Source organism: Rhodanobacter sp. 7MK24 (assembly GCF_014842995.1).
GTDB lineage: Bacteria > Pseudomonadota > Gammaproteobacteria > Xanthomonadales > Rhodanobacteraceae > Rhodanobacter_A.
In genome coordinates this window covers 108,321-131,258 of the sequence record NZ_JACYXL010000004.1, presented here as the reverse complement: position 1 = coordinate 131,258, position 22,938 = coordinate 108,321, and the positions used below count along the sequence as shown (strand labels likewise).

Below are 22,938 nucleotides of genomic sequence, written 5' to 3'. Positions count from 1 at the left end.
TCAAGTCAGCGACCAAAAGACACGGCACATTTCAGGGGCACGCGACGCGCAGCGTACGCAATGCAAGGCCACTGCTCTGCAAAGGCTGCGACCAACATAAGTGTGGCCGGCTGATACATAGGCGCGTACGGCTTGCGATTGCCTGGAGTTCGACTGAGAGAGCTGGATGGTCTGGTCAGCTCGGCCGCCCTCAGCCATTCCCAGGGCCTCGCGCCAATGGATACCTATTTATAGGCATGCGAAGCAGAACTTGCACGAGTACCGTCGTTGCCGAGGCTTCGTCCCGCTGCATTTTGGAAATAACGCATGACTTCTCATCCTGCTGCAAACTCGACCTTCGTCGCTTTGCTCGCGATCACGACGCTCACCGCGGCCGCATCGACACCGGCGACCAAGTCGGAAGATGCCGGTGCAGCGGCCCAATATCGACAGCTCAATGTCAGCAAGGATCCTGCAACGGCGGCGGCTGGGACGTACAAGCTCGACCCTCACCACACGTCGGTCATAGCGAAGCTGGCACACATGGATTTGTCGCGCTACACGTTGCGCTTTGATGATGTCAGCGGAAGTTTCGATTTCAATCCATCGACGGCGTCAGCCTCGAACGTCGACATTGCGATCAATCCAAGATCGGTCGATACAGGTGACCCGGCTTTCGACAAGAGGATCGCGTCGAAATACTTCGAGGCCGATAAGTATCCGACGATGACCTTCACCGCCGATGCCGTGAAAATCACCGGCGACCATGCGTCCCTGATCGGCACGCTGGACTTCCACGGCGTAAAAAAAGCAGTCGTTCTGAACACGACTTACCGCGGCTTCACCCAGTCGCGCATGGGGTTCTCTGGTGAGGCTCACTTCAAGCGATCAGACTTCGGAGTCAGCGAGTGGGTGCCTCTGGAAGCAGATGACGTGACTATCCTCGTCGAGACAGAATTCGTGAAGCAATAAAGGTCTTCCCACGCCACATTTCAGACGAGTAAAAGTTGCGTTTTACGAGAGTGATTCTGCTTTTACCGATGGTTTTGAGCGTCCACTTTGTTCCATCGAACACATCACAACGATACCTCTTGGCGAAGCAGCGATGCCCATTGAGGCCGGCAGGTTGCTCCCGCATATCGTTCGATCCGCTTCGGTCTATCCACTGTCGCTCCACGCGCGTGTCACCTCATTGCAAGGCGCAGGCAAAGTCGGCGTCGGCTTTCATCGTTAAGCCCCCCTTCGAGAAGAATCATGCCATTCATCAATGTCCAGATGCTCGCCGGCCGTACCGTCAGGCAGAAAGATGACTTCATGAAAGAAGTCGCCGTCATCGCGCAGCGCACGCTATGCGTGCCGGAACAAGCGGTGACCATCATCATCAACGAAGTAGACCATGCTCATTGGAGCGTCGGTTCGCGGACAATGAAGGAGATTCAATCGGATCGAGTAAGCGACTGACAACTCGTGGCGCCGCTCTCCATCGTCGAGCGGGAACGAAACTTCGGCCTTTGTGCTACGGGTCGATGCACTTCGATGCCATACGCCTGAGTCGTGGGTGATCGTTGTTGCGGAAGCGGATTCGATCGAAGACCGGCACCGCGCCCGCCCTCGATCATCCAGGTGATTGCCCTGCGCGGCACTCGCTTTCGGCCGGAAACGGTGGCGACCGCGATGACTCATCGCAACTGCGTGGGTGTTCGTGCAGAAAGGGCGCCAGGCAGTTTTTGCGGCCGGCGTCCCTGTCCTCATCCAGCCAGGTAGAAATCCATCGGGATAAGCTCGACGGCCCATCCGCCTTCTTCGCCCAGCATGGCGGCCGGGTGCATGGAGGCGATGCGCAACGCCTCCTCATGGCTGTCCGCCTCGATGATGAACAGGCCGCCCACCACTTCCTTCGACTCCGTGTAAGGCCCGTCGCTGACGTGTGTCTTGCCGTTGCGCGGACGAAGCGTCCGCCAGTTGTCCAGATCGCCCAGCGACGCGGAAACCAGGACCTTGCCGGTGGCGCGCATCTTCTCGTCCAGTGCAGGGCATTGGCTTACCAGTTCCTTGACGTCGTCTGATGCCATTGCGGCGAATTTTTCGGGAGTGAAGTAGGCCAGGCCGAGGTATTTCATGGAGGATCCTTGGTGTAGAGATGCCCTGACGATGCGGCTACCGATCGGAATGCGACGACACCCGGAAAACTTGCAGCGGATCTCGGCCTGCCTGTCTGTCCTGGGTCCTGGCAGGCTTCGACCCATCCCTGATCGCCTTATCCGTTCGCATTGCCCAACTCACAGCGAATGGGGCAACGAGGGTGTCGTGCACTTCCTAAAAGCACACTCCGCTTCCTGTGTGACCGCCATTCTGGCTCTCAAACACCCACAAACGCACGCAGGTCGGCGTGCAACTGCTCTGCATGCGTATACATGAGACCGTGCGGCGCGCCTTCGTAGACCTTGAACGTGCAGTGTGGGATCAAGGCGGCCGTGGGAGGCCCTGCCAGGTCAATCGGGATGGATACATCCTTAGTCCCGTGAATGAGCAAGGTCGGAACCTCGATCCTGGAAAGTTCTGCGCGAAAGTCCGTGCCCGTGACGGCGCGGTTGCACTCGATCGCCACGGGCAACGGCGTTTCCAGCAAGAGTTTCGCGCCCCATTCCATCATCTGCTCCGAGGTCTCGGGCGAGAAAAAAGCTGGCGTATTGTCGACGACCCATCGGGGAAAATCCGTCCGCCAAAGGGCCCGGACCATCTCGAACTTTTCTTCCGGAACGCCTGCAGGGTTGTCGGCGCTCTTCGTCAGGTACGGCAATACCGGCGCAAGGAGCACGATACGCTTTACCCGACTGCTGCCGTGGCGTGTGAGGTAGCGGATGATTTCCGAACCGCCCATCGAGTGACCGACCAGCGTCAGTTCCCGGAGATCCAACGCACCGATGACATCCGCCATATCGTCTGCAAGCGTGTCGTAATCGTATCCGCCGGGAGGGCAATCGGAGCGACCGTGCCCTCTGCGGTCGAAAGCGATGCACCTCATCCTGTCGCCGAGCGACGCGAACTGGTAATCCCACATCCGGCTCTGCAGCGCCCAGGAGTGCACGAAGAGCACGGGCGCTCCCTGCCCCCATTCCCGCCAATACAGGGAAACACCATCGCGCGTCTCGATCTGCGAACTCGGCTTGCTCATATCTTCTCCTTACCGTGGCATCAGGTGGTTGGCTGGATGGGAGTGAGGCTAGCAAGCGGTACTGACAGGTTCTGTCAGCAGAGTCGAGGCACATTTGGATGCACGGGTTCCGGCACGGCGTCGTCCTGTCGATGACTTGCCTGGGCATTGAATCCGCTGCGCTCCCTCACTAGTCACCAGCGAGATTCGCACACCTTGGCATCCGCCCCCGATCGCCCTGCACTACTGCCCGTTTCATCGTCCCTCGCAGCCACCCGATTTCCCGACCATGGCCAGCGATGCAGCTGAAACAAGCAACAGTTTCCATACCGTCTTCTTGCCGTGAATGCCCCCTGCAGCATGCGTGACTTTGAGCATTGGTGGCTTACTCTCAGCGGGGAATAAATTGGAGCAGGCGACCTGAAAATCGGATTCGACATCTCGATCGGCAAAGCGAATGTGACGATCCCGGCCGGAGCTGGCCACGCTTCGATCGCGAAACTCTACGGAACTATCCCGTGCCCCCCATTGAAACCGAGCGGCTCCGCATCGAACGATTCACCCTCGACGACGCTGGCTTCGTTCTCGAGCTGCTCAACGAGCCCGATTTCATCGAGAACATCGCCGACAAGGGAGTACGTGACATCGCCGGTGCCGAGGCGTATCTGCGCGACGGGCCTATGGCGATGTATGCCAGTCACGGGCATGGCCTCTGCATGGTGCGCTTGAAGCAAGACGGAGAACCGGTGGGGATGTGCGGCTTGATCCGCCGTGACACGCTCGACTATCCGGATATCGGCTACGCCTTCCTGAAACGCCACCATGGCCGTGGTTATGCCAGCGAATCCTGCGCCGCCGTGCTCGAACATGCGAGAAGGCAGTTGGATATGGCGCGCATCGTGGCGATTACCGCGCCACGGAATGCCGCATCGATCCGCGTGCTCGAAAAGCTCGGATTCCGCTTCGAAGCGGAGATGAGCATTCCCGGGTACAGCGAACCGAGCCGGTATTTCATCAGCGACCCATGAAAGCCGAGCCTGCCATGCAACTCGTCTCGAGGAAGCCGATGCCTGCCGGACAGACCGATGGCAAGCGACCGTCGGCGCAGCATGCTCCGCTGCGGCAGGTCGAGCACGGGGTCGAGGTACTCGACAATCTGCGACGAGCGCGTCATCGCCATCTGGACGCGTATGCGACCGTGGTCGTCAGCGGAACCTTCGAGGAATCCAGCTATGCCGGCCGCATCCGCGCGACCGCCGGCGACGTGCTCGTGCATCCGCAGCTCGACGCCCACGAAAACCACCACGTCTCATCCACCGTCAAGCTGATCCGGTTGCCGTGGATCGATCGCTGCGGAACCGGCGGGTTGTACAGGCTGAAGGACTTGGACGAATTGGCGCGCGTCGCCGAAACCGACGTGCCCGAAGCAAGCGAGCGCCTCGCCCATGCCGTTCTCCATGGACTCTCGATCCCCTGCGGACTGCGCAACGACTGGCCGGACCAGCTTGCTGCAGACCTGGCGAACGACGTGTCAATGTCGCTTGGCCATTGGGCGAGCAGGAACGGTTTGGCACCCGAAACGGTGTCGCGCGGCTTTTCAAAGGCCTACGGCACCACGCCCGAAGTGTTCCGGGCCGAATTGAAGGCAAAGGCGGCCTTGTTTCGCATCACGCATGCAGACGATCGTCTCGGCGAGATCGCCGCCGAAGCGGGGTTCGCCGACCAGGCACACATGACACGATGGATCCATCGGCTTACCGGCCTTTCGCCCACGACATGGCGCGGGCTCGCAACCGGGCGTCGCTACCTCAGTTGAGTCTTTTCCAGACAAGGTCTTCGTTGTTGCGACGCTCGACATAGGCAACCACCTTGCCCTGGCCGTCGTATTTGAAGAGCTCGCGGCCTTCCACACCTTTGCTGAAGAAAATGTCCGCCGCTTCGGGGATCAGTTGCCGTTTCTGCTTGCCGATTTCCTGCGCATAAAGACTGGACCCCTCCCGGGAGATCGTGAGAGTCACACCCGGACCAAGCTGGTATTGACCGACATAGCGCGGGTACCTGCCCATGTCCGGCACTCCCGGGTTCGGATCGGCGTAATAGCGAAACGTCTGCTCGGCGATGATCTGCCATTTCCCGTTGCGCCTTATCCACGTATCCGTCCCGTGATAGCGCGCCGTGTTGAGCTGGCCGAAGATGGTTTCCGTCTCGTTGAGGTCGTAGCCGAGCACGATGGTGTCCCCGACCGTGCGGCTGACCGGGTTCACCAGATCGAGTGTTCCGACATCCCCTTTCGACAGCGGCGTGATCTCCTTCAACAAGCGCGCCTTGTCCATGCTGCGCCCGCGCTCATCGAAGACCAGCGCATCGTCGGCGAACTGCTCGTCGAACGGCTTGGGGTTTCCGGCATCGACGGCATGCATGCGCTCCTGTGTCAGGCGCACCAACTCTTCCCGGGTCATCGTGCCCGAATCCTGTGCGTAACAGGCCAGGCATGCTGCCATCAGCAGCGGCATGGACATCAGCGAAAGCTTGGTCACGGGCGACGCTCCCTTGGCTTGGCAATGGAAAACACTTGAGATGACGATCGAGGCCGGACGACGCCGGTATGCCTTGCACTGGCGGTGGTCACTTCTTGTCCAGGCCCTCAAGCACGTGCTGCGCGTCCACGCGGTCGTCCATGATCACGGCCCTCCTGGCATCGCGCTCAACTTCCGGCCTGAACTGCCTGAGCCCGAAGGTGCCGACCAGCTGTACGCCGATTTCGTGTATCTCCAGGAAGGAGTCCTCGATGGCATCACCGACGAGCTGAGTCACCGCTTGCCTGTCGTCGGGAGGCAATGAGTCCTTCAACGTCTGCAGGTGCGTCAGAGCGACTAGGCGGACGCGTTTCGGAGGTCCAGGCTTCGCATAGGTGAAGACGACGTGCGTGGCCTGCGGCGTCTTCATCGCAGCCAGCCCGTTCAATGCACCGATCGTCACGTTGATATCCCGGGTGGAAGCCAACACTGCCCGCAGTGCATCAAACGCCCTGGGACTGCCGGAGCGGCCGATCTGCTCGGCCGCCGCGGCCTGCACCGCATAGCTTGGGTCGTCCCGCATCGCCTTCAGCAACGCCTGCCGCACGCCCGGGTCGCCGAGGAAATGGCCCATCGCGCCGACCACCGCGGTGCGCACCTGGCTATTGTCTTGTCCCAGTGCGGATAACAACGCCCGCTTTGCCTGTTCGGCATGGCTCTGCCCCAGGCTGGATGCTGCTTCGATGCGGACCCCGTAGAACGCGTCGTTGTTCAACACGCTGTCGATGGCCTGCACGCAACAGTCCTTGTCTGCCGCGGCATGCTCGCCCAACTGCTTGACCGCCCACAGGCGACTCATCATGTGCGGATCGTGCAACGCCTGTACGCCGAGCTCTTCGTCCGGCTTGGGAAATGCGACCGTCTTGAAGAGTACGTCGTCAGGATCGAAATCGACCCACTTGGGCTTGAAGACCAACGGAATGTCGAACTCCTGGTTCGCGGCATCATCTCGCACCTGCCTGTCGACCTGCCGGTTGTTGTCGCCGAAGAAGGCGAGATGGATCGGCATATCGAAGATCGGCGTGTTCGCATTCACCTCCCGTGTCTGCGCCACTTTCACGATTTCCATCCGACGTGCCGGGTCGTAGCTCGCCGAGACGCGATAGGCAGGGTGGCCACCCTTGAACACCCACTCGTAGAAGAACCAAGAGAGGTCCTGCCCGCTGCTGGACCGGATACTGCTGATGAGATCAGCCGTATCGGCAGTCTGGGCATGATGCGCGGCAAGGTAATCGTTGAGCGCGTGGAACATGATTTCGTTCTGCGACGCCGGGATCGTCATGGCGCTCTCGCCGTCCAGCACGTAGCGCATCATGTCCAGCACGGAAGCGCCTTTCTCGTGGGTGATCTGCTCGAGCATGTCCATCGGATCGACATATTTGCGATAGACGATCGGACGGTTGTTCTCCGTCGCATCGGCATGAAGGGCGGCTTTCTGGTCGCCGTAGATTTCGTAGCGGTATGCGTCGTTGCTCTCGTGGTACTGCGTATACAGCGCGGTCAGGTACGTGGCGAAACCCTCGTTGAGCCAGATATTGGCCCAGTCCCGGCCTTGCACGTAATCACCGAACCAGTGCTGACCGAGCTCGTGCGCGACAAGGATGGTGCTGGGATAGTCTGCTTCGGCTCTCGCATCGTGCAGCGCCTCGTCGACCAGGGTCGTGGCGCTGACATTTTCCTGACCGCCGAAAATGAAGTCGTGCACGGTCACCTGATCGTATTTCTCGTAGGGATATCCAATGCCCGTGGCGCGCGAGAAGAATCCGATCATGTCGGGCGTGAGATGGAAGGTGCGTAACGCCGTCGCGTCGTCGACGCGCCGATCGACGAAGTAATCCACCGGCTTGCCGTCGTAGCTGTCATGCAATTGCTTCCATGGACCGATCGCCAGGGACAGCAGATATGCGCTATGCGGAACATGCTCCACCCAGTCGTACGTCACCTGGCCGCCTGCATGCTTCACGCTCTCCAGGGTGCCATTGGAAACGACGACTTGCCCTTCGGGTACGGTGGTGATCGTTTCGCTGGTGGCCATGTCGTTGGGATAGTCCCAGCACGGAAACCAGTGGTGGTTGAACTCGGGCTCCCCCTGCGTGTAGATCTGCGGCGGCACACCCGGGTCGTCCTTGCCAGGATTGACGAAGTAAAGTCCGGCGCTGGGAACGCCGTGATAGACGATGCGGATACCCAGTGAGTCCGACGGACCGTAAGCGCGCTGCAAGCTGATCCAGAGACAGCTGTTGTCCGTTTCGTGCGGCAGTGCCTCGACAGCACCGTCGGTGCGAACGAGCGCCACGGACTCGATCGTCATGTCTTCGCTGTTGATGCAAAACCGGTCGAACCCGGCAGCAAAGGGCCGGATGGTGACAATCTCGTCACCGAATACTTCCCGTCTGGCCTGGTCGAAGTGGAGCCGCAGCTTGTAGTTCTCGACGTGGTAGCTCCGGCTCGGTGCCCAACGCATGGCCGCAGGACTGTCCGCGTCCGGCGCGGCATGGAGCACTCCGGTAAAAAGCAGCGCCAGGAGCAGACCCATGCGCCGGAATCCGGTGCGCCACCATGAACTGCGCACCACAGGTGTTCCCCGTACTCGGAAGTCGCAGCGCAACCGGGAGGGGCTCGGAGCAAGCGGCATGGCATCGTTGGCAAGGAAGGATATGTTCATTGCGCCGTAAGTTGCCTGCCGGAACCGTCGGTGTCTTGAACGCATTTGACGCTCACCGGCGAATGGCGCTTTCGCGGGCCGATGACCCATGCACGGCGGTACGAAAGCGAGGCGGTAAGCTTCGGCATCCCGCCCTGGCCGACCTCCGATGCGCAGACCGCGATGGCGTCCCGGATATCGCCCGGTCTTCCTCAACATTCTTCGGCCGGCGACAGCTTCCCATAGCAGGCGAGGCGCTCTTCCAGCGTCCCCGTATGCAGTTCAAAAAGATGGTTGTCGAAGTCGTAGAAATAAAGCGACTCCCCTTCCCCATCCTTCCTGGGTCGCGGAGGAAGGATGTCCAGGCCCATTGCCTCGATCTTCGGAATACAGGCTGCAAGATCCTCGCGGTTAACGCGGAAGGCAACATGCTCATAAGACCTGCGCTCGCGCGAATCGCCTTCCATCACGGCAATCCACAAGCCATTCAACAGGAAGAACTTCTCGCGCGAAAGAGAAAAATTGCGTTCGATGCTGTCGTAGATTTCGCGTGCCCCGAGCACCTCGCACAGGACCGCCTTCATGCGATCCAGGTCGTGCGCCATGAAGGTGATGTGGCTGATGGCATGCATGCATCTTTACCCATGTTGAAGCTGGCAACCCCGCGGCATCCCCCCGACAAGGTCCAACGATCAGGCACGAACAGTGTCGATGGCCAAGGCTACACGAGTTTCAACAACCAGAGTGGAGGCCAGATTTTTCAAGTGATAACAGCACAAGAATTTTTGAATATCTCAGTTGCCACAGGTTGGGTTCCAGAATTGAGCGGAAGGCTACTTTCTTGAGGGCGAGAGTTGGCGCTACGAGTGGCGAAGCCAGCCGTTATGCGGCCGGAGGCTGGAAAGGTCTTTTTGTTGGCTTTGGTTCTGGCTTGGCTGCTGGGACAATTAACGCATGACGAAACTGCAGACCGAGTGACGGATGCGATATTAAGCGCCACGGCCGTGTCAAATAATCTCCTCGGGATTGCGTTAGATCTAAATTCGGCTAACGCTACATTTAGCCATCAAGGCGCATCATTAACGAATGGACAATCTTCAAGAGTTGGTATAACCTATCAGCAATATTTTACGTAAAAATAGTTGATTGCTTTCTATTCACTACAAGGATCGAAGATATGGTGTTTAAATTTTTGAATTTTCCATCCCTATCTCTCGGGGCTATTGTGATTTTTTTTATATACACATGCGTGACGGTAGCGGTGACGGTGAGTGCTGGTTTTGGTCAGGGCGCCCTTGCCGTCTTAGGTCTATTTCCCCTTTTGGCCATTGCCTGGTATTCAGCGTTTATTATGGAATCAGATCTTGTTATCGATGATACTGGCATTTCCAGGGCATTTAAGGGTAAGACGCTCCAGTCGCTTGACTGGGAAAACATTAAATCATTTAAGGATTTAACCATTGTGGCGCCCGGTGGAAAGGTGAGCAGATTTTTTCATGTACACCCAATAAAAAAATCAAAGATTCACATCTTAAGCGGCGGGAGAGTGGTCTTCTCTAGTCGTATGTACAATTTTGAAGAATTTGTGAAATTAATAAACGGATATATTAAATTTTATAGAATAAGAGTTGACGCGGTTAATAATGGAGAATGCATTTCACGTAATGAAATATTTGTCGATAATTTGATATGACGCGGGTATATTGAATTACATTCAGAGGCAACATGATTTGCATGGGACACCGTGCCTTCCGACAGGGTGGGTACGATCCGCGCTCAGGCGGGGGCCTGCGCTGCGACCTGTTTGAAGTAGGCTGGCGGGCCCACTCTCTCCATGCGTCGGAAGGTGCTTAGCTTTTCCGATCCATGCTTGATGGGACCGGTAATGAATGGCATCCGACGACTCGGCGTCTGGATGCCACCCCTCCGATCTCATAGGGGCCGGGCATTCGCTTTCTGCCGCCTTATCCAACCATCAGGACATGCAGCCATGGGCAACACACAAACAGCACAAGGCATTGTGCAGATCCGTTCGGCACACGATGTGCCTACCACGCTCCGACGTCTGGAAGACATCTTCAAGGCCCATGGCCTCACCGTATTCGCGCGGATCGACTTCAGCGGCGATGCCACGCGTGCGGGACTGTCGATGCGGCAGGAAGAGATGCTCATCTTCGGCAACCCCAAGGCCGGCACTCCCCTATTGCAGGCATCGCCCTCGGTCGGCCTGGATCTCCCGCTCAAGGCCCTGGTCTGGCAGGACGAGCAGGATGCGGTGTGGATCGCCTATAACGACGCTGCTTATGTGCTCCAGCGGCATGGCCTATCCTCTTCCCTCGCAGCCAACATCGCAGGCGCAGCAGCGCTGTTGGCGCAGGCAGCCCAGTAAAAGTCACCCGCCTGAGCTTGGAGCGGCGCGCTGCCCATGTAGTGGGGCTGGTGCTGCGCCGGATACGGCGCGCCCGTATTCGCTGACCGTTTTCGTCTTGAGCTTCACGTTCAACGGAGCCAGTTTGACCGACCGCTTCCTCTCACTGTCGATGACTTGCCTGGTCACCTTCCGTATTCATGGCACTCTCGAGGCAGTACGCCCTCCAGTGGAACGCCCAGTTGTGCATAGGCATCCAGCACATCGGCCAGTCGCTGGCGCCGCTCATGCAGCGACAATGGAGATGCTTCGTCGCGCATCAGTTGGATGGTCCATTCGTAAAGCTTCTCGCGTTCAGCGCACAGCCGCGCCTGCCACCACGACCGTGCCGGCCGGTGCACGGTACGCCCTTCTCTCTCGTCGGTCTCAACTTGCGCGAGCACCATCTCGTAAGCGCCGCGATACCACTCCCTCTTGCCGGCAGCAGCCCGTGGCACCGTGATCGGCTGCATCGCGTTCCATTCGCGCAGCCGGCGATGCAGCGCCGTCTCGCGTGCCTGTGCCTGCTTGCGGGAATCGAACTCGACCAGCACGCTGCGCGAAAGGTCGAAGAACTCGTAGTAGCGGTGTGAGAACGCGAGCGCCCGCGCGAACGGATCGTGCGAGATCCCGACCTTGAGGATGTCCTCATAGGCCAGGGGCAGCACGTAGAGGTAGCAGATGCTCACCGCCGGTCCGGCTTCATGCGTCCCGCGAGATGGGCCAGGAGGCGTGCGCCACCGGTGCGGTCCTTACGCGGAAGGCCGCGCTGATCCGCGCCGGCTGTTCGCGCCGGGTCTTCGGGATGCCGTGCTCGTGGGTGAGCTGGGAGGCATGGCTCATGCACAGCAGGCTGCCTGGCGCGAGGTCGACCGCGAGCGTCTCGCGACGGCCGCCGATGGCACGGATCAGCATGCGGCGGGTCGACCCCAGCGACACCAGCGTGATCGGCTGGCCGACCGCCAATGAGTGCAACTTGTCGTGATGCATCGCCACGCTGTCGCGGCCATCGCGGTAGAAGTTCATGCCGACATGGCTGTACGGCGCGGGCACGAACGCTTGCACGCGCGCCAGCATGTCGGCCAGAGGCAGCGTGTCGGGCAGCGCGTCGAGTAGGTAACCGGCGAGCAGTCGCGGCACGTCGACGACGCGGTCGTACATGGGGCGCTGCAGCGAAGACCACTCGGCATTCGCCCGTAGGCGTTCGAACCACAACGTGGCCGTGTCCATGTCGACAAAACGTGGCCAATAGCGGATGCCGCCTTCGGCATCCGATACCAGTGGCTGCATGGATGGCGCGAACAGGTCGTCCGTCAGGGTGGAGAGCGCGCGCATGGTCAGTGGAAATCACGCGAAGTGGTGCGCAGTTCGCCGAGCAGCTGACTCAGGTCGTGCAGGTCCCAGGCGATGAGATGCCGTACTCCGTCCACCTGCTCCCAGCGCCCGCGCACGAGCATCAGGCGCGCGCCCACCAGGGTCTTGCGCCGGCGCAGTGCCACGTCCGGCCAGACCACGATATTGACCATGCCGTGCTCGTCTTCCAGCGTGACGAAGACCGTGCCTTTGGCGGTGCCCGGGCGCTGCCGCTGGGTAACGATACCTGCCACCCGGACGATGCGGCCGTGTGGCAAGCCACGTAGCTGATTGGAATCGAGCACGCGCTGCTGGCGAAGCCGATGGCGCAACAGCGAAAGCGGATGCGCCTGCAGAGTCAGACCGGTGATGCGGTAGTCCGACAGCACATCCTCGCCCGTTGTCGGTGCGGACAAGGTCACTTCGTCCTCGTCAGGGCTGCCTGGCAACAGCGGGCGACGCTGCTCGATGCCGGCCACCGCCCAGCGTGCTGCGTGACGGTGCCCGGCCAGCGTCTGCAGCGCACCCGCCTCCGCCAGTACCCGGCGTGCCTTCTCGTCCAGTCCGGCGCGCTGGCACAGATCTCGCACATCGCGGAATGCTCCTTGCGCACGCGCCGCGACAATCGCCTGCGCCATCGTCTCCGACAGTCCTGCCACCTGCCGCATGCCCAGCCGCAACGCGGGCTGCCCATCGTCGTCCATGCCTTGTCGCGCGTGGCCGCCTTCCAGCGTGTTGTCCCAGGCGCTGCGGGTCACGTCGACCGGACGGATCTCCAAGGGAGGTCGCGCCCCTGCGCTGCGGCGCGCGTCCTGCACGATCTGGCTGGGCGAGTAGAAACCCATCGGTTGCGCGTTGAGCAGTGCACACGCGAACGCGGCCGGCTCGTGCCGCTTCAGCCAGCAGCTGATGTAGACCAGCTTGGCAAACGAGGCCGCGTGCGACTGCGGGAAACCATAGGAACCGAAGCCCTTGATCTGCTCGAAGATCTGATCGATGAAGGCGGACGAATAGCCCTTGCCCTCCATCAGTTGGCGGATACGCACGCGATGGGGCTCCATGTCGCCACCGTGCCCCCAGGCCGCCATCGAACGACGCAAACCATCGGCCTCTTCCGCCGAGTAGCCGGCGTGGATCACCAGTTCCATCACCTGTTCCTGGAACAGCGGCACGCCCAGGGTGGGCTTGAGGATGTCCTCGATCTCCGTGGAGGGGTATACCACCGGCTCCTTGCCTTGCCGGCGTCGCAAGTAGGGGTGCACCATGCCGCCCTGGATCGGGCCGGGCCGCACGATGGCGACCTCGACCACCAGGTCGTAGAAGGTCTTCGGCTTCAGACGCGGCAGCATGCTCATCTGCGCGCGCGATTCGATCTGGAACACGCCGATGGTGTCGGCGGCCTGGATCAGCGCGTAAGTCGCCGGATCGCCAGGCGGCAGCCGGGCAAGATCGATGCGGTAGCCGCGATGCCGCTCGACCAGCTCGACCGCCTTGCGGATGCAGGTCAGCATGCCGAGCGCCAGGCAGTCGACCTTGAGCAGGCGCATCGTCTCCAGGTCGTCCTTGTCCCACTGGATGATGGTGCGCTCGGCCATTGCCGCGTTCTCCACCGGCACCACGGTCGACAGCGGCGCATCGCTGATGATGAAGCCGCCCACGTGCTGCGACAGGTGCCGCGGATGACCGCGCAGTTGGGCCGTCACCGCCAGCACGCGCGCAATCAGCGGATTGTCCGGATCGAAGCCGGCATCGCGCAGGCGCTGCTCCATCGGTGTCTCACCGTTGCCCCAGCCATAGCATTCGGCGAGCAGTCCCAACTGGTCCGGCGGCAACCCGAAGGCCCTGGCAACGTCACGCACCGCGCTCTTGCCGCGGTAGCGAATCACGGTTGCAGCCAGCGCCGCACGCGCACGGCCGTACTTCGCATAGACGTACTGCAACACTTCCTCGCGCCGTTCGTGCTCGAAATCTACGTCGATGTCGGGTGGCTCGTTGCGCGCGCGCGACAGGAAGCGCGCCATCAGCAATCGGCTCTCGGCGGGGTTGACCACCGTGATGCCCAACGCATAGCACACCGCCGAATTGGCGGAGGAGCCGCGGCCCTGGCACAGGATGGCGCGCGAGCGGGCGAAGCGAACGATGTCCTCGACGGTGAGGAAGAACGCCTCGTACTTGAGTTCCGCGATCAGCGCCAGTTCGTCCTCGATCTGTGCCGCGACCGCGGGCGGCGCGCCTTCCGGCCAGCGCGCGCGCAGGCCCGCTTCGGTCAGGGCGCGCAGCCAGCTCGTCGGCGTGTGGCCGGCAGGCACCAGCTCGGCTGGATAGGCATAGCGCACCTCGTCCATGCGGAAGGTGCAGCGTCGCGCCAGCTTCACGGCCGCATCGAGCAAGGCGTGTGGATAGATGTTGCCCAGCGCACGCCGCGTGCGCAGATGGTGCTCGCCGTTGCGGAACAGATGCTCGCCGCAGTCCGCCAGCGGCATGTTGTGGCGAATCGCGGTCATCGTGTCCTGCAGTACGCGTCGGCGTCGCACGTCCATGTGCACGTCGCCGGCAGCCACCGGCGTCATGGCCAGCCGCGATGCCAGGCCCAGCAACTGGCGCAGACGCGCGGCATCGTCCTGTTCGCGGTGCAGCTCCACGGCAAGGTGCGCTCGCTCGCCCAGCTGTTCCTGCAGCCAGCGTCCCTGCGCCTCGTCAGGTTCCGCCGCCGGCAGCCATAGCGCGAATAACCCGCAGCCGGCCCCGTCCTTCGGATTTGCCGCCAGGACACTCGCCACGTTCTCGCGCGTCAGCTGGTACTCGCCCTTGCGCGCCGCACGCCGCGCGAGGGTGATCAGCTCGCACAGTCGGGTGTAGCCGGCCAGCGTCTCGACCAGCAGCACGAAGCGGAGCCCGCAAGCCAGCGTGAATTCGCTGCCGACGATCAACGTGAGTCCGGTGGCGCGTGCGGCCTCCAGCCCACGCACGATGCCGGCCAGCGAACACTCGTCGGTGATCGCCAGCGCCTCGTAGCCGCATTGCGTGGCGCGCGAAAACAGTTCTTCCGCGTTGGCCGCGCCACGCAGGAACGAGAAATCCGACAGGCAGTGCAATTCCGCGTAGGCCGGGAAGCTGTCCGCCTGCACATCGTCGTTGGCCGCCGTCCGATGCAGCCGCTGCGCCACCGTCCACGCGCGCGGTGGGCGGCCACCCGGCGTATCGGGTGCCACACCGTTCACCAGCTCGTCCCCGCTCACGCAAACCACCCGTGCAGCATCCAGCCGCCCTGCTCGCCCGGCGGTGCGAACGCCCAGGCCCGCTGCCCCTGCGAAGTCTCCAGGATGTAGTAGTCGCGGCGCGCCTCGTCGCCGTCCCACCAGCCGCTTTCCAGGCGTTCCGGGCCCGCAACGATGCGCAGGCGCGCATCGCGCAGCGGAATGGGCTTGGGTAGCAGCCATAGCGGCCGCGACGGGCGGACCGGCGCCTGGCCGATGCATGCCGCCGCTCCTTCCACGCGTCGCCAGGCGCGCTCCGGGCGCGGGTCGCTGGTCGGTGCCACACGGTGCACGGCCGTGTCGCCAAGGCGGGCACGCAGGCGCTCGCGCAGTTGCGACCACGGCAGTGCCTGGTGCATGCGCACCTCAAAGAGATCCCGTGTCGCCGGCACGAACGGCGGCAGTTCCCGCACCAGTAGCCGCATCGCCACCACGGGGCGGCCGAGCTGCACCCGCTCCAGCCGACCGCGGGTCAGCTCGAACAGCATCGCCGGCTCGCGTTCGGCGGCCAGCAGGCCGACCTCCACGTCGGTGTGCGTTCCCTCGTGCTCCAACCGCAGTACGAAGCGCTGCACGCCACCGTCCCGGATCGACAGGCAGGTGCACAGGTCGCCGATCATCCGGCGCAGCGGGAACAGCAGCGCGGTGTGGCTCTCCACCTCACACTCCAGCTCGATCCGGCTGTCGAAGCGGTCGGGTGGCGCGTAGTAAGCCAGCGGATCATCCGCATTGCCGTACAACCGATCGAGGTGCTGGAGCAGGAGCAGGCCGAATCGGCGGCGCACACTGTCGGCGGGCAGCGCCCGCACGGCGCGCAGCTCGCGCAGGCCCATCCGATGAAGCCGCTCGCCCGCGTCATCGGGCAAGAGCGCACGACGCGCCGGCACGCGATCCAGCAAGTCATGCAGGGCGGCGGGATCGACAACCGCCAATCCATCGCGGAGCCCGGCCAGCACGCGCGCAGCACGTGGCGTTGGCGCCATGGCGATGCGATGCGTGAAACCCAGCGCGTCGAGTTCCTCGCGCAATCGCGCCTCGATCCGCGGCCAGGGTCCGAGCAGGCCGAAGCTCGCACGCACCTCCAGCACGATGCAGCCCGGCCACTGCGCACTGACCTGCGAACTGTGGCGATAGGCCCAGGCGGCGAGGAATCGTTGCCAGCACGCCTCGGCCTGCGGATCGTGATCGACCATCGCGACATCAGGCAGCAAGGCGTGGGCCGCAGTCAGACGCATGCCCGCGCGCAGGCCGGCCGCGGCCGCGGCCGGATTGACCGCGTGCAGCGTACGCAGCTGTGCCGGCCCACCGATCAGCGCCAGCGGCGCGGAAGGATCAGGCAGACGGCGAAGGACAGCGTCCAGCGCCAGCTGCGGCAACAGTATGCAGGCCCACAACATGCGCGCGCCTCACCACGCCCCCGCGGCGAAGGCCTGCGCCGGCACCGGGCCGCCGCGGCACTTGCGCACATGCCAGGCACCGGTGCGCTGACCGTCGCGGCTGTATTCCAGGCGCAGTGCCGCAGGCGACGGGTTGTCCGCATGCGAGCGATCGCGCAGTGCGAAGCCCACGCAGCCACCGCTGTCGGCCGCCACCTGCAGGCGGCGCAGCGCCGCGGCGTCGGCCTGCAGCGGCCAGCCGACGACCGCTGCACAAGCGCCACTGCGCAGGCATTGCTCGAACGCCCATAGCGCATCGCGCGGTGTCGCATCGATCACTTCCAGTTGCAGCAGGTCCACACCGGCGGCCTGCCAAGCCGGGGCATAGGGCAGATACGGCGGCGCGACCAGGACGACTGTGGCGCCGGCCCGGGTGAAGCGCGCCAGCGTGGGCAGCAGCAGCGACAGCTCGCCGACGCCGTCGGCCGGCAGCAGCAACTCGGTGAGCGCGCGCCGCGGCCACCCGCGTTGTGGCAACAGCACGTCGAGATTCGCATGGCCGGTAGACTCGCCATCCGCGGTGCCGGCCGTGGCGCGACCGGCATGCCACAAGGTCTGCGTGGCCAACAGGGATTCGAGCACGGCAATACCCGCCATGTCAGCCCCGACGCACCAGGCCGCAGTAGATGCCTTCGATCGCGAAGTCCTGGCTGGGCGAGACCACGATGGGTGCATAGGCCGGATTGCGCGGCAACAGCCGGATACCGTCGCGCTTGCGCTGCAGGCGCTTGATCGTCATTTCGCCATCGACGCGGGCGACGACGACCTGCCCGTCCCGGGCTTCCGGCGTGCGGTGCACGCCGACGAGGTCGCCATCGAAGATGCCATCGTCGATCATCGAGTCACCCTGGACCCGGAGCAGGTAATCCGGGCGCCGGGCGAACAGGCGTCCATCCAGCCAGAGTTCCTGGCCCTGGCCGGGGTCCGGTCCGATCGGGGAACCCGCGGCGACGCGGCCCAGGATCGGCAGCGCCACCACGTCCGGCCGCCCCGCCCCAGGCAGGCGGATACCGCGCTTCTGATTCGGCACCAGCTCGATCAATCCGGCTTCGGCCAGCGCCAGCACGTGTTTCTGCGCGGCGTTGCGCGAGGCGAATCCGAACGTTTCGGCGATCTCCGCGAGGCTGGGCGGCTGCCCGACAGCGATCCGGCGCTGGATAAAGGCGAGGATCTGATGGCGTCTGGAGGTTTCGGGGGACATGGTGGACATTTGTACACCTCGCCGTGACGAATTGCGAGTCCCCTTCCGCCCGCGTCCACCTCATTCCACGTCGACACCGGATGGTTACGGTATCCCGTTGACCTCCTTGATCCCGACGTGGCGCTGCCGGACAAGAACGGATGACAGCTCGCCGGGCTGTTCCGCAAAAGGTATCCGTCCGTCCCGATTCTCTTCGTGACCGGACATGCGAATGCTCGTCCAGGATGGATGACTTGGATGGGTGACTTGGCATTTGGACGTCCATCCCATCGCCCGGCAAACGGCAGGCGCCCTATAACCAATGGCTATATGAACGGCCTGAATCTTCATGCCATCCGGCCTTTAAACCGATTCAAAGATGCGATTACATCGACATCCAGCCCGGCACCTCGCGACGTGACGCGAGGCAAGCCGGCAGGCCGCCAGGAACGGCTCCCTCCCCTCTTCCTGGCATGGGGTCATGCATTGCCAACCCAGCCTGCACCCTGCGCATGGATGCGCCGGGCGGCCCCCACGTCCCGTCCCCTCGAGAGAAATCAGCCCTTGAATCGCTCCAGCCTTCCCCGACTTCGTCTTGGCGCCCTTGCCGTGGCCACCTTGCTCGCGCTCAATGCTGCGCCCGTACTGGGCCAGTCCACCACCGGCAGCATCTTCGGCCAGGTGCCCGATGCCCGCGGCGACAGCGTGCTGATCAAGAGCAGCACCGGCATCAGCCGCACCGTGACGGTGGACAGCCATGGCCATTACAACGCGACGGAACTCCCCCTGGGCACCTATGCGGTGTCGCTGCTGCGTGGCGGCAACGTCGTGGACACGCGCAATGACATTTCACTGCGCGTGGGTGCGGGCACCGATGTGTCGTTCGAGGCGGCCAGGAACCTCGGCGCGGTCAACGTCACGGCCAATGCCACGCCCGCCATCGACGTGACCACCGTGGACTCGCGCACCGTCATCACCTCGCAGGAACTGGCCAGCCTGCCGCTGGCCCGTTCGGCCGAAGCGATCGCCCTGCTGGCGCCCGGCGTGGTCAACAACAGCGGCGGCTACACCGGCCCCACCGGCCAGTCGCTGGCGACCTTCGGTGGCTCGTCGGCCAGCGAGAACGCGTATTACATCAACGGTTTCAACACCACCGAGCCGCAACGCGGGCTGGGCGGCCTCACCCTGCCCTACGGCGCCATCGAACAGCAGGAAATCTATACCGGCGGCTACAGCGCGCAGTACGGGCGGTCGGACGGCGGCGTGATCAACGTGGTCGGCAAGCGCGGCACCGACGAGTGGCACTTCGGTGCGCAGGTGCTGTGGCAGCCGGAGTTCGCCCAGGCCAATGGCACCAACACCTACTACACCAACGGCCTGCCCGCCTCGCCCATCGCCGGCAGCCTGTACGACCCGAACAGCAAGAACCGCGAATGGACCACCACCTACGACGCCTACCTCGGCGGCCCGTTGATCAAGGACAAGCTGTTCCTGTTCCTGGCAGCCGAAGCATCGAGGCAGGAAGGCGACACGGTGAACAACGTGAGCAGCGCCTCGCCCTACGTGAGCTACCACTACGACCTGCCGAAGTGGTACGGCAAGCTGGACTGGAACATCACCGACAGCAACATCCTGGAAGTGACCGCCGCGTCCAACAAGGACGAGACCTCCGGCAGCATCTACAACTACGACTACAGCACGCTGGCGCGCGGCAGCTTCATCAACGACGCGGACAACACCAAGACCGGCGGCAACCTGTACACCGCCAAGTTCACCAGCTACGTCACCGACGACCTCACCTTTTCGGCGCTGTACGGCAAGATGAACCTGGCCAACTACGACGTGCCGGGCAACTACGACAGCGACCTCACCTACGTCACCGGCACGCAGAACCAGAACCCGGCCTACCTCGGCGGTGGATCGCCCATCGGCAACAGCCAGGTCACTTCCTCGCTGTACAACCCGAACCGCCACGACACCACCAACAACCTGCGCATCGACCTGAGCTACCAGTTGGGCCCGCATACGCTGTCGGTCGGCATCGACAACCAGAACTCGCGCGCCATCGACCAGGGCAGCCAGACCTCCGGGCCCGGCTATTACTGGGACTACGCCTACACCACGACACCCACCGTCGCGCTGATCCCCAATCTCGGCGTGGGCGCGCCGGCCAATTACCCGGGCGGTGCGTCGGGCTATTACGCCATCAAGTATGTCGACAGCTCCATCGCCAGCGTGCGCTCGGCACAGCGCGCGCAGTACATCGAGGACAAGTGGCAGCTCAACGACCGCTGGCTGCTCTCGCTGGGCCTGCGCAACGACCAGTTCACCGACTACAACGCCGATGGCCAGCCCTACATCCGCCAGCGCAGCGCGCAATGGGCGCCGCGCCTGGGCTTCAGCTGGGACGTGAACGGCGATGCCAGCTTCAAGGTCTACGGCAACGCCGGCCGCTACTACCTGGGGCTGCCGCTCAACCCCGCGTTGAACGCCGCGGGCGCCTATGTGGCGACCCAGCAATACTTCACCTACAGCGGCATCGCCGCCGACGGCACGCCCACCGGCGTCACCGCGTTCTCCAATCCGGTGTCGCCCAACAACACCTACGGCGTGCTGCCCGACCCGAAGACGGTGACGGCGCAGAACATCAAGTCGGAGTACCAGGACGAATTCATCCTCGGCTTCAACAAGACCCTCGGCGAGGCGTGGACCTACGGTGCCAAGCTCACCCGGCGCGTGCTGCGCAACGGCATCGACGACTACTGCGACGTGGCCACCATCGAAGCAAAGGCCGCGGCGCTGGGCTACGACGTCAGCGCCACCAATAGCTGCTATCTGATCAACCCGGGGCGCGCCAATACCTTCACCGTGGTGGATACCAGTGGCGCCTATCGCAGCGTCACGCTGTCCAATGCCGAGTTCGGCTTCCCGCAGCTCAAGCGCCAGTACGACGCACTGGAAACCTTCCTGGAGCATCCGTTCGACGGCCACTGGTACGGCAAGATCGACTACGTGCTCTCGCACAGCTACGGCGACACCGAGGGCCAACTGCGCTCGGACATCCAGCAGACCGCGGCGTCCACCAGCATCGACTGGGATTTCCCGGAACTGATGTCCTACAGCAACGGCGCGCAGAGCAACGACCACAGGCACCAGATCAAGCTGTTCGGCTACTACCAGTTCACGCCGGAATGGCTGGTGTCGGGCAACCTGTCGCTGGTGTCGGGCAACCCGCGCAACTGCCTGGGCTTCTACGGCCCGAACCAGACCGACCCGGACGGCTACGGCAGCTATTACCACTGGTGCGGCGGCCAGCCCTCGCCGCCGGGCACGCACCGCCTGCCGTGGAACAAGCAGGTGGACGTGGGGGTCACGTATCGCCCGGCCTTCGCCGACCACAAGCTCGGCCTGTCGCTGAGCGTGTTCAACCTGTTCAATTCGCAGGCCATACTCAACGCCTATCCGTACTACCAGATTTCGCCGAACACCCCTGACCCGCTGTATGGTTCGGCCGTGGTACGCCAGCAGCCCCGCTTCGCACGCCTGAGCGCCACCTATGATTTCTGACGCCACCACCCGCAAGGCCATTCCCATGCGCTTCCCAAGCTTGCTCCGCCAGGCGACGCTGGCGTTCTCCTTCGTACTGCTGGCTCCGGCGCTGGCCCACGCGGCCGACGAACAAGCGCCCGCCACCGTCGCCGACGCACTCAAGGAAGCCGCGCAGCAGCATCGTCCGGTCCTGGTCGATTTCTCCGCGGTGTGGTGCTACTCCTGCTACTACATGGCCAGTCACGTGCTGACCGGGCCGGAATGGAATGCGGTGAAGCACAAAGCCATCGTGGTGGAATCCGATGCCGATTCGCCTGATGCGCAACTCTGGATGAAGAAGCTCAACATCAGCTTCCTGCCCAGCTACGTGGTGCTCGATGCCAACGGCAACGAGCTTGGCCGCATCGCGGCAGAACAGCCGCGCGACAAGTTCTACGCACGCATCGACGCCATCCTTGCGCACGGCGATACGCTGCAGGACTTCGAGAAGCAGGCCAGGCAGGGTTCCGTCGATGACGTCGCCAACGCACTGGAGGCTTACCAGGCCCGCAACGACGGCGTGGCAGGCCTGGGCTGGTTCGCCAGCCTGCCGGCCGCCACGCAAAAAGCCGCGCGCAAGCAGCCCCGCGTCACGCTGGCGCTCGACCAGCTCACCCTGCTCAAGGCAAGCGACGCCAACAACGACCCGGCCGTGATACGCAGCGCGCAGAAAGTGCTGGCGCAGAATATCGGCTGCCAGCGTCCCTATGTGCTGGACAACCTGCTCGAAGCCAGCGCCAAGCTCCCCGAGGCCAGGCGCAAGGCGCTGCTGGCACCGCAGCGCGCGGCACTGGACGATTACGTCAACACCCAGGTGCTGGTCCCTTCACCCGCCTGCGCCGACCAGCGCAGCGCCGTGCTCACCAGCGCCGACGTCGACAAGCTGCTGGGCGACAGCGCCGCCGAAAAGGCCGTGCTCGACCGCGCCATCGCACTCACCCGCCAGCACCTCGGCACCAACCTCGCCAGCGATCGCAACCAGGCCGACAACCTGCGTGCCTATCTCGTTCGCGCCGGACGCAAGGACGAACTGGATGCCGTGCAGCGGCAGCTGATCGCCGCCTATCCCGACGATTACGTCTACGCCTACCGCTATGGCCGCAGCCTGCTGGATGGCGGCAACCCGGCGGAAGCGCTGCCCTATTTGAACAAGGCGGCGGACAAGTCCTACGGTGCCAACCGCCTGGCCGTAACCTTGCAGCAGGTACGCGCGCTCAAGGCACTGCACAAGGATGCCGAGGCCAGGAAGCTCGCCAGCGACGTGCTGGCTGCCAACGGCCCGTGGTACCCAAGGCAGGCAGCCGCACTGAAGGCGGAGCTCCAGTCGTAACGTGATGCCAACGGACAGCCACGTCGCATAGGCG

20 protein-coding genes are annotated in these 22,938 nt (G+C 63.1%); 8 read left to right on the top strand and 12 right to left on the bottom strand.

The window, feature by feature from the left end; translation table 11 throughout:
• The first annotated feature begins 306 nt into the window (after positions 1 to 306).
• Positions 307 to 951 (top strand): YceI family protein, encoded by a 645-nt coding sequence (locus tag IHE49_RS09770; RefSeq protein ID WP_192157333.1) that lies wholly within the window; start codon positions 307 to 309, stop codon positions 949 to 951.
• Between the two features lie 282 nt (positions 952 to 1,233).
• Positions 1,234 to 1,440, top strand: coding sequence for a tautomerase family protein (locus IHE49_RS09765; RefSeq protein WP_192157331.1), 207 nt, complete (start codon positions 1,234 to 1,236; stop codon positions 1,438 to 1,440).
• 287 nt (positions 1,441 to 1,727) lie between these two features.
• On the opposite strand, the gene IHE49_RS09760 is transcribed toward IHE49_RS09765, so the two are convergent.
• From IHE49_RS09760 to IHE49_RS09750, 3 genes are all read right to left on the bottom strand, one after another.
• Positions 1,728 to 2,099, bottom strand: coding sequence for a YciI family protein (locus tag IHE49_RS09760; protein WP_192157329.1), 372 nt, complete (start codon positions 2,097 to 2,099; stop codon positions 1,728 to 1,730).
• A 239-nt stretch (positions 2,100 to 2,338) separates the two neighbouring features.
• Positions 2,339 to 3,154, bottom strand: coding sequence for an alpha/beta hydrolase (locus IHE49_RS09755; protein WP_192157327.1), 816 nt, complete (start codon positions 3,152 to 3,154; stop codon positions 2,339 to 2,341).
• Positions 3,155 to 3,388: 234 nt separating this feature from the next.
• Entirely contained in the window at positions 3,389 to 3,619 is a 231-nt protein-coding gene (locus tag IHE49_RS09750; RefSeq protein ID WP_192157326.1) for a hypothetical protein, read from the bottom strand.
• A gap of 32 nt (positions 3,620 to 3,651) precedes the next feature.
• Here IHE49_RS09750 and IHE49_RS09745 point away from each other — a divergent pair, with 32 nt between their 5' ends.
• Together IHE49_RS09745 and IHE49_RS09740 are read left to right on the top strand one after the other, a co-directional pair.
• On the top strand, positions 3,652 to 4,161 hold the full coding sequence (locus IHE49_RS09745) for a GNAT family N-acetyltransferase (protein ID WP_192157324.1): 510 nt from the start codon (positions 3,652 to 3,654) through the stop codon (positions 4,159 to 4,161).
• A 14-nt stretch (positions 4,162 to 4,175) separates the two neighbouring features.
• A complete protein-coding gene (locus IHE49_RS09740) occupies positions 4,176 to 4,949 on the top strand; it encodes an AraC family transcriptional regulator (RefSeq protein ID WP_192157322.1) in 774 nt (257 codons plus the stop codon).
• On the opposite strand, the gene IHE49_RS09735 is transcribed toward IHE49_RS09740, so the two are convergent.
• The 3 genes from IHE49_RS09735 to fosX form a co-directional block, all read right to left on the bottom strand.
• Complete coding sequence (locus IHE49_RS09735) at positions 4,942 to 5,670, bottom strand: nuclear transport factor 2 family protein (protein ID WP_192157320.1); 729 nt, start codon at positions 5,668 to 5,670, stop codon at positions 4,942 to 4,944. The two genes, IHE49_RS09740 and IHE49_RS09735, sit on opposite strands and share 8 nt — an antisense overlap.
• A gap of 88 nt (positions 5,671 to 5,758) precedes the next feature.
• Positions 5,759 to 8,245 (bottom strand): M1 family metallopeptidase, encoded by a 2,487-nt coding sequence (locus IHE49_RS09730; RefSeq protein WP_192157318.1) that lies wholly within the window; start codon positions 8,243 to 8,245, stop codon positions 5,759 to 5,761.
• A gap of 320 nt (positions 8,246 to 8,565) precedes the next feature.
• Entirely contained in the window at positions 8,566 to 8,985 is a 420-nt protein-coding gene (fosX, locus tag IHE49_RS09725; protein WP_192157316.1) for a FosX/FosE/FosI family fosfomycin resistance hydrolase, read from the bottom strand.
• A gap of 545 nt (positions 8,986 to 9,530) precedes the next feature.
• On the opposite strand from fosX, the gene IHE49_RS09720 reads away from it, so the two are divergent.
• Both IHE49_RS09720 and IHE49_RS09715 read left to right on the top strand, forming a co-directional pair.
• A complete protein-coding gene (locus tag IHE49_RS09720) occupies positions 9,531 to 10,046 on the top strand; it encodes a hypothetical protein (protein ID WP_192157314.1) in 516 nt (171 codons plus the stop codon).
• A gap of 297 nt (positions 10,047 to 10,343) precedes the next feature.
• Positions 10,344 to 10,742, top strand: coding sequence for a DUF302 domain-containing protein (locus IHE49_RS09715; protein WP_192157312.1), 399 nt, complete (start codon positions 10,344 to 10,346; stop codon positions 10,740 to 10,742).
• A 164-nt stretch (positions 10,743 to 10,906) separates the two neighbouring features.
• On the opposite strand, the gene IHE49_RS09710 is transcribed toward IHE49_RS09715, so the two are convergent.
• From IHE49_RS09710 to lexA, 6 genes are read right to left on the bottom strand one after another with little or no spacing between them, the layout of a single operon-like run.
• Positions 10,907 to 11,428 (bottom strand): GIY-YIG nuclease family protein, encoded by a 522-nt coding sequence (locus IHE49_RS09710; protein WP_192157310.1) that lies wholly within the window; start codon positions 11,426 to 11,428, stop codon positions 10,907 to 10,909.
• 34 nt (positions 11,429 to 11,462) lie between these two features.
• Complete coding sequence (locus IHE49_RS09705) at positions 11,463 to 12,095, bottom strand: alpha-ketoglutarate-dependent dioxygenase AlkB (protein ID WP_192157308.1); 633 nt, start codon at positions 12,093 to 12,095, stop codon at positions 11,463 to 11,465.
• A 2-nt stretch (positions 12,096 to 12,097) separates the two neighbouring features.
• Positions 12,098 to 15,352: an error-prone DNA polymerase gene (locus IHE49_RS09700; protein ID WP_192157306.1), complete on the bottom strand. Its 3,255-nt coding sequence runs from the start codon at positions 15,350 to 15,352 to the stop codon at positions 12,098 to 12,100.
• On the bottom strand, positions 15,349 to 16,767 hold the full coding sequence (locus tag IHE49_RS09695; protein WP_192157304.1) for a DNA polymerase Y family protein: 1,419 nt from the start codon (positions 16,765 to 16,767) through the stop codon (positions 15,349 to 15,351). The genes IHE49_RS09700 and IHE49_RS09695 overlap by 4 nt, the downstream gene beginning before the upstream one ends.
• Positions 16,768 to 16,776: 9 nt before the next feature.
• Entirely contained in the window at positions 16,777 to 17,403 is a 627-nt protein-coding gene (gene imuA / locus IHE49_RS09690) for a translesion DNA synthesis-associated protein ImuA (RefSeq protein WP_192157302.1), read from the bottom strand.
• Between the two features lies 1 nt (position 17,404).
• Positions 17,405 to 18,016, bottom strand: a complete 612-nt coding sequence (gene lexA / locus IHE49_RS09685; protein WP_192157300.1) for a transcriptional repressor LexA — start codon at positions 18,014 to 18,016, stop codon at positions 17,405 to 17,407.
• A gap of 486 nt (positions 18,017 to 18,502) precedes the next feature.
• On the opposite strand from lexA, the gene IHE49_RS09680 reads away from it, so the two are divergent.
• Both IHE49_RS09680 and IHE49_RS09675 read left to right on the top strand, forming a co-directional pair.
• Complete coding sequence (locus IHE49_RS09680; protein WP_192157483.1) at positions 18,503 to 21,553, top strand: TonB-dependent receptor; 3,051 nt, start codon at positions 18,503 to 18,505, stop codon at positions 21,551 to 21,553.
• On the top strand, positions 21,543 to 22,904 hold the full coding sequence (locus tag IHE49_RS09675) for a thioredoxin family protein (protein ID WP_192157298.1): 1,362 nt from the start codon (positions 21,543 to 21,545) through the stop codon (positions 22,902 to 22,904). The genes IHE49_RS09680 and IHE49_RS09675 overlap by 11 nt, the downstream gene beginning before the upstream one ends.
• Positions 22,905 to 22,938 lie beyond the last annotated feature (34 nt).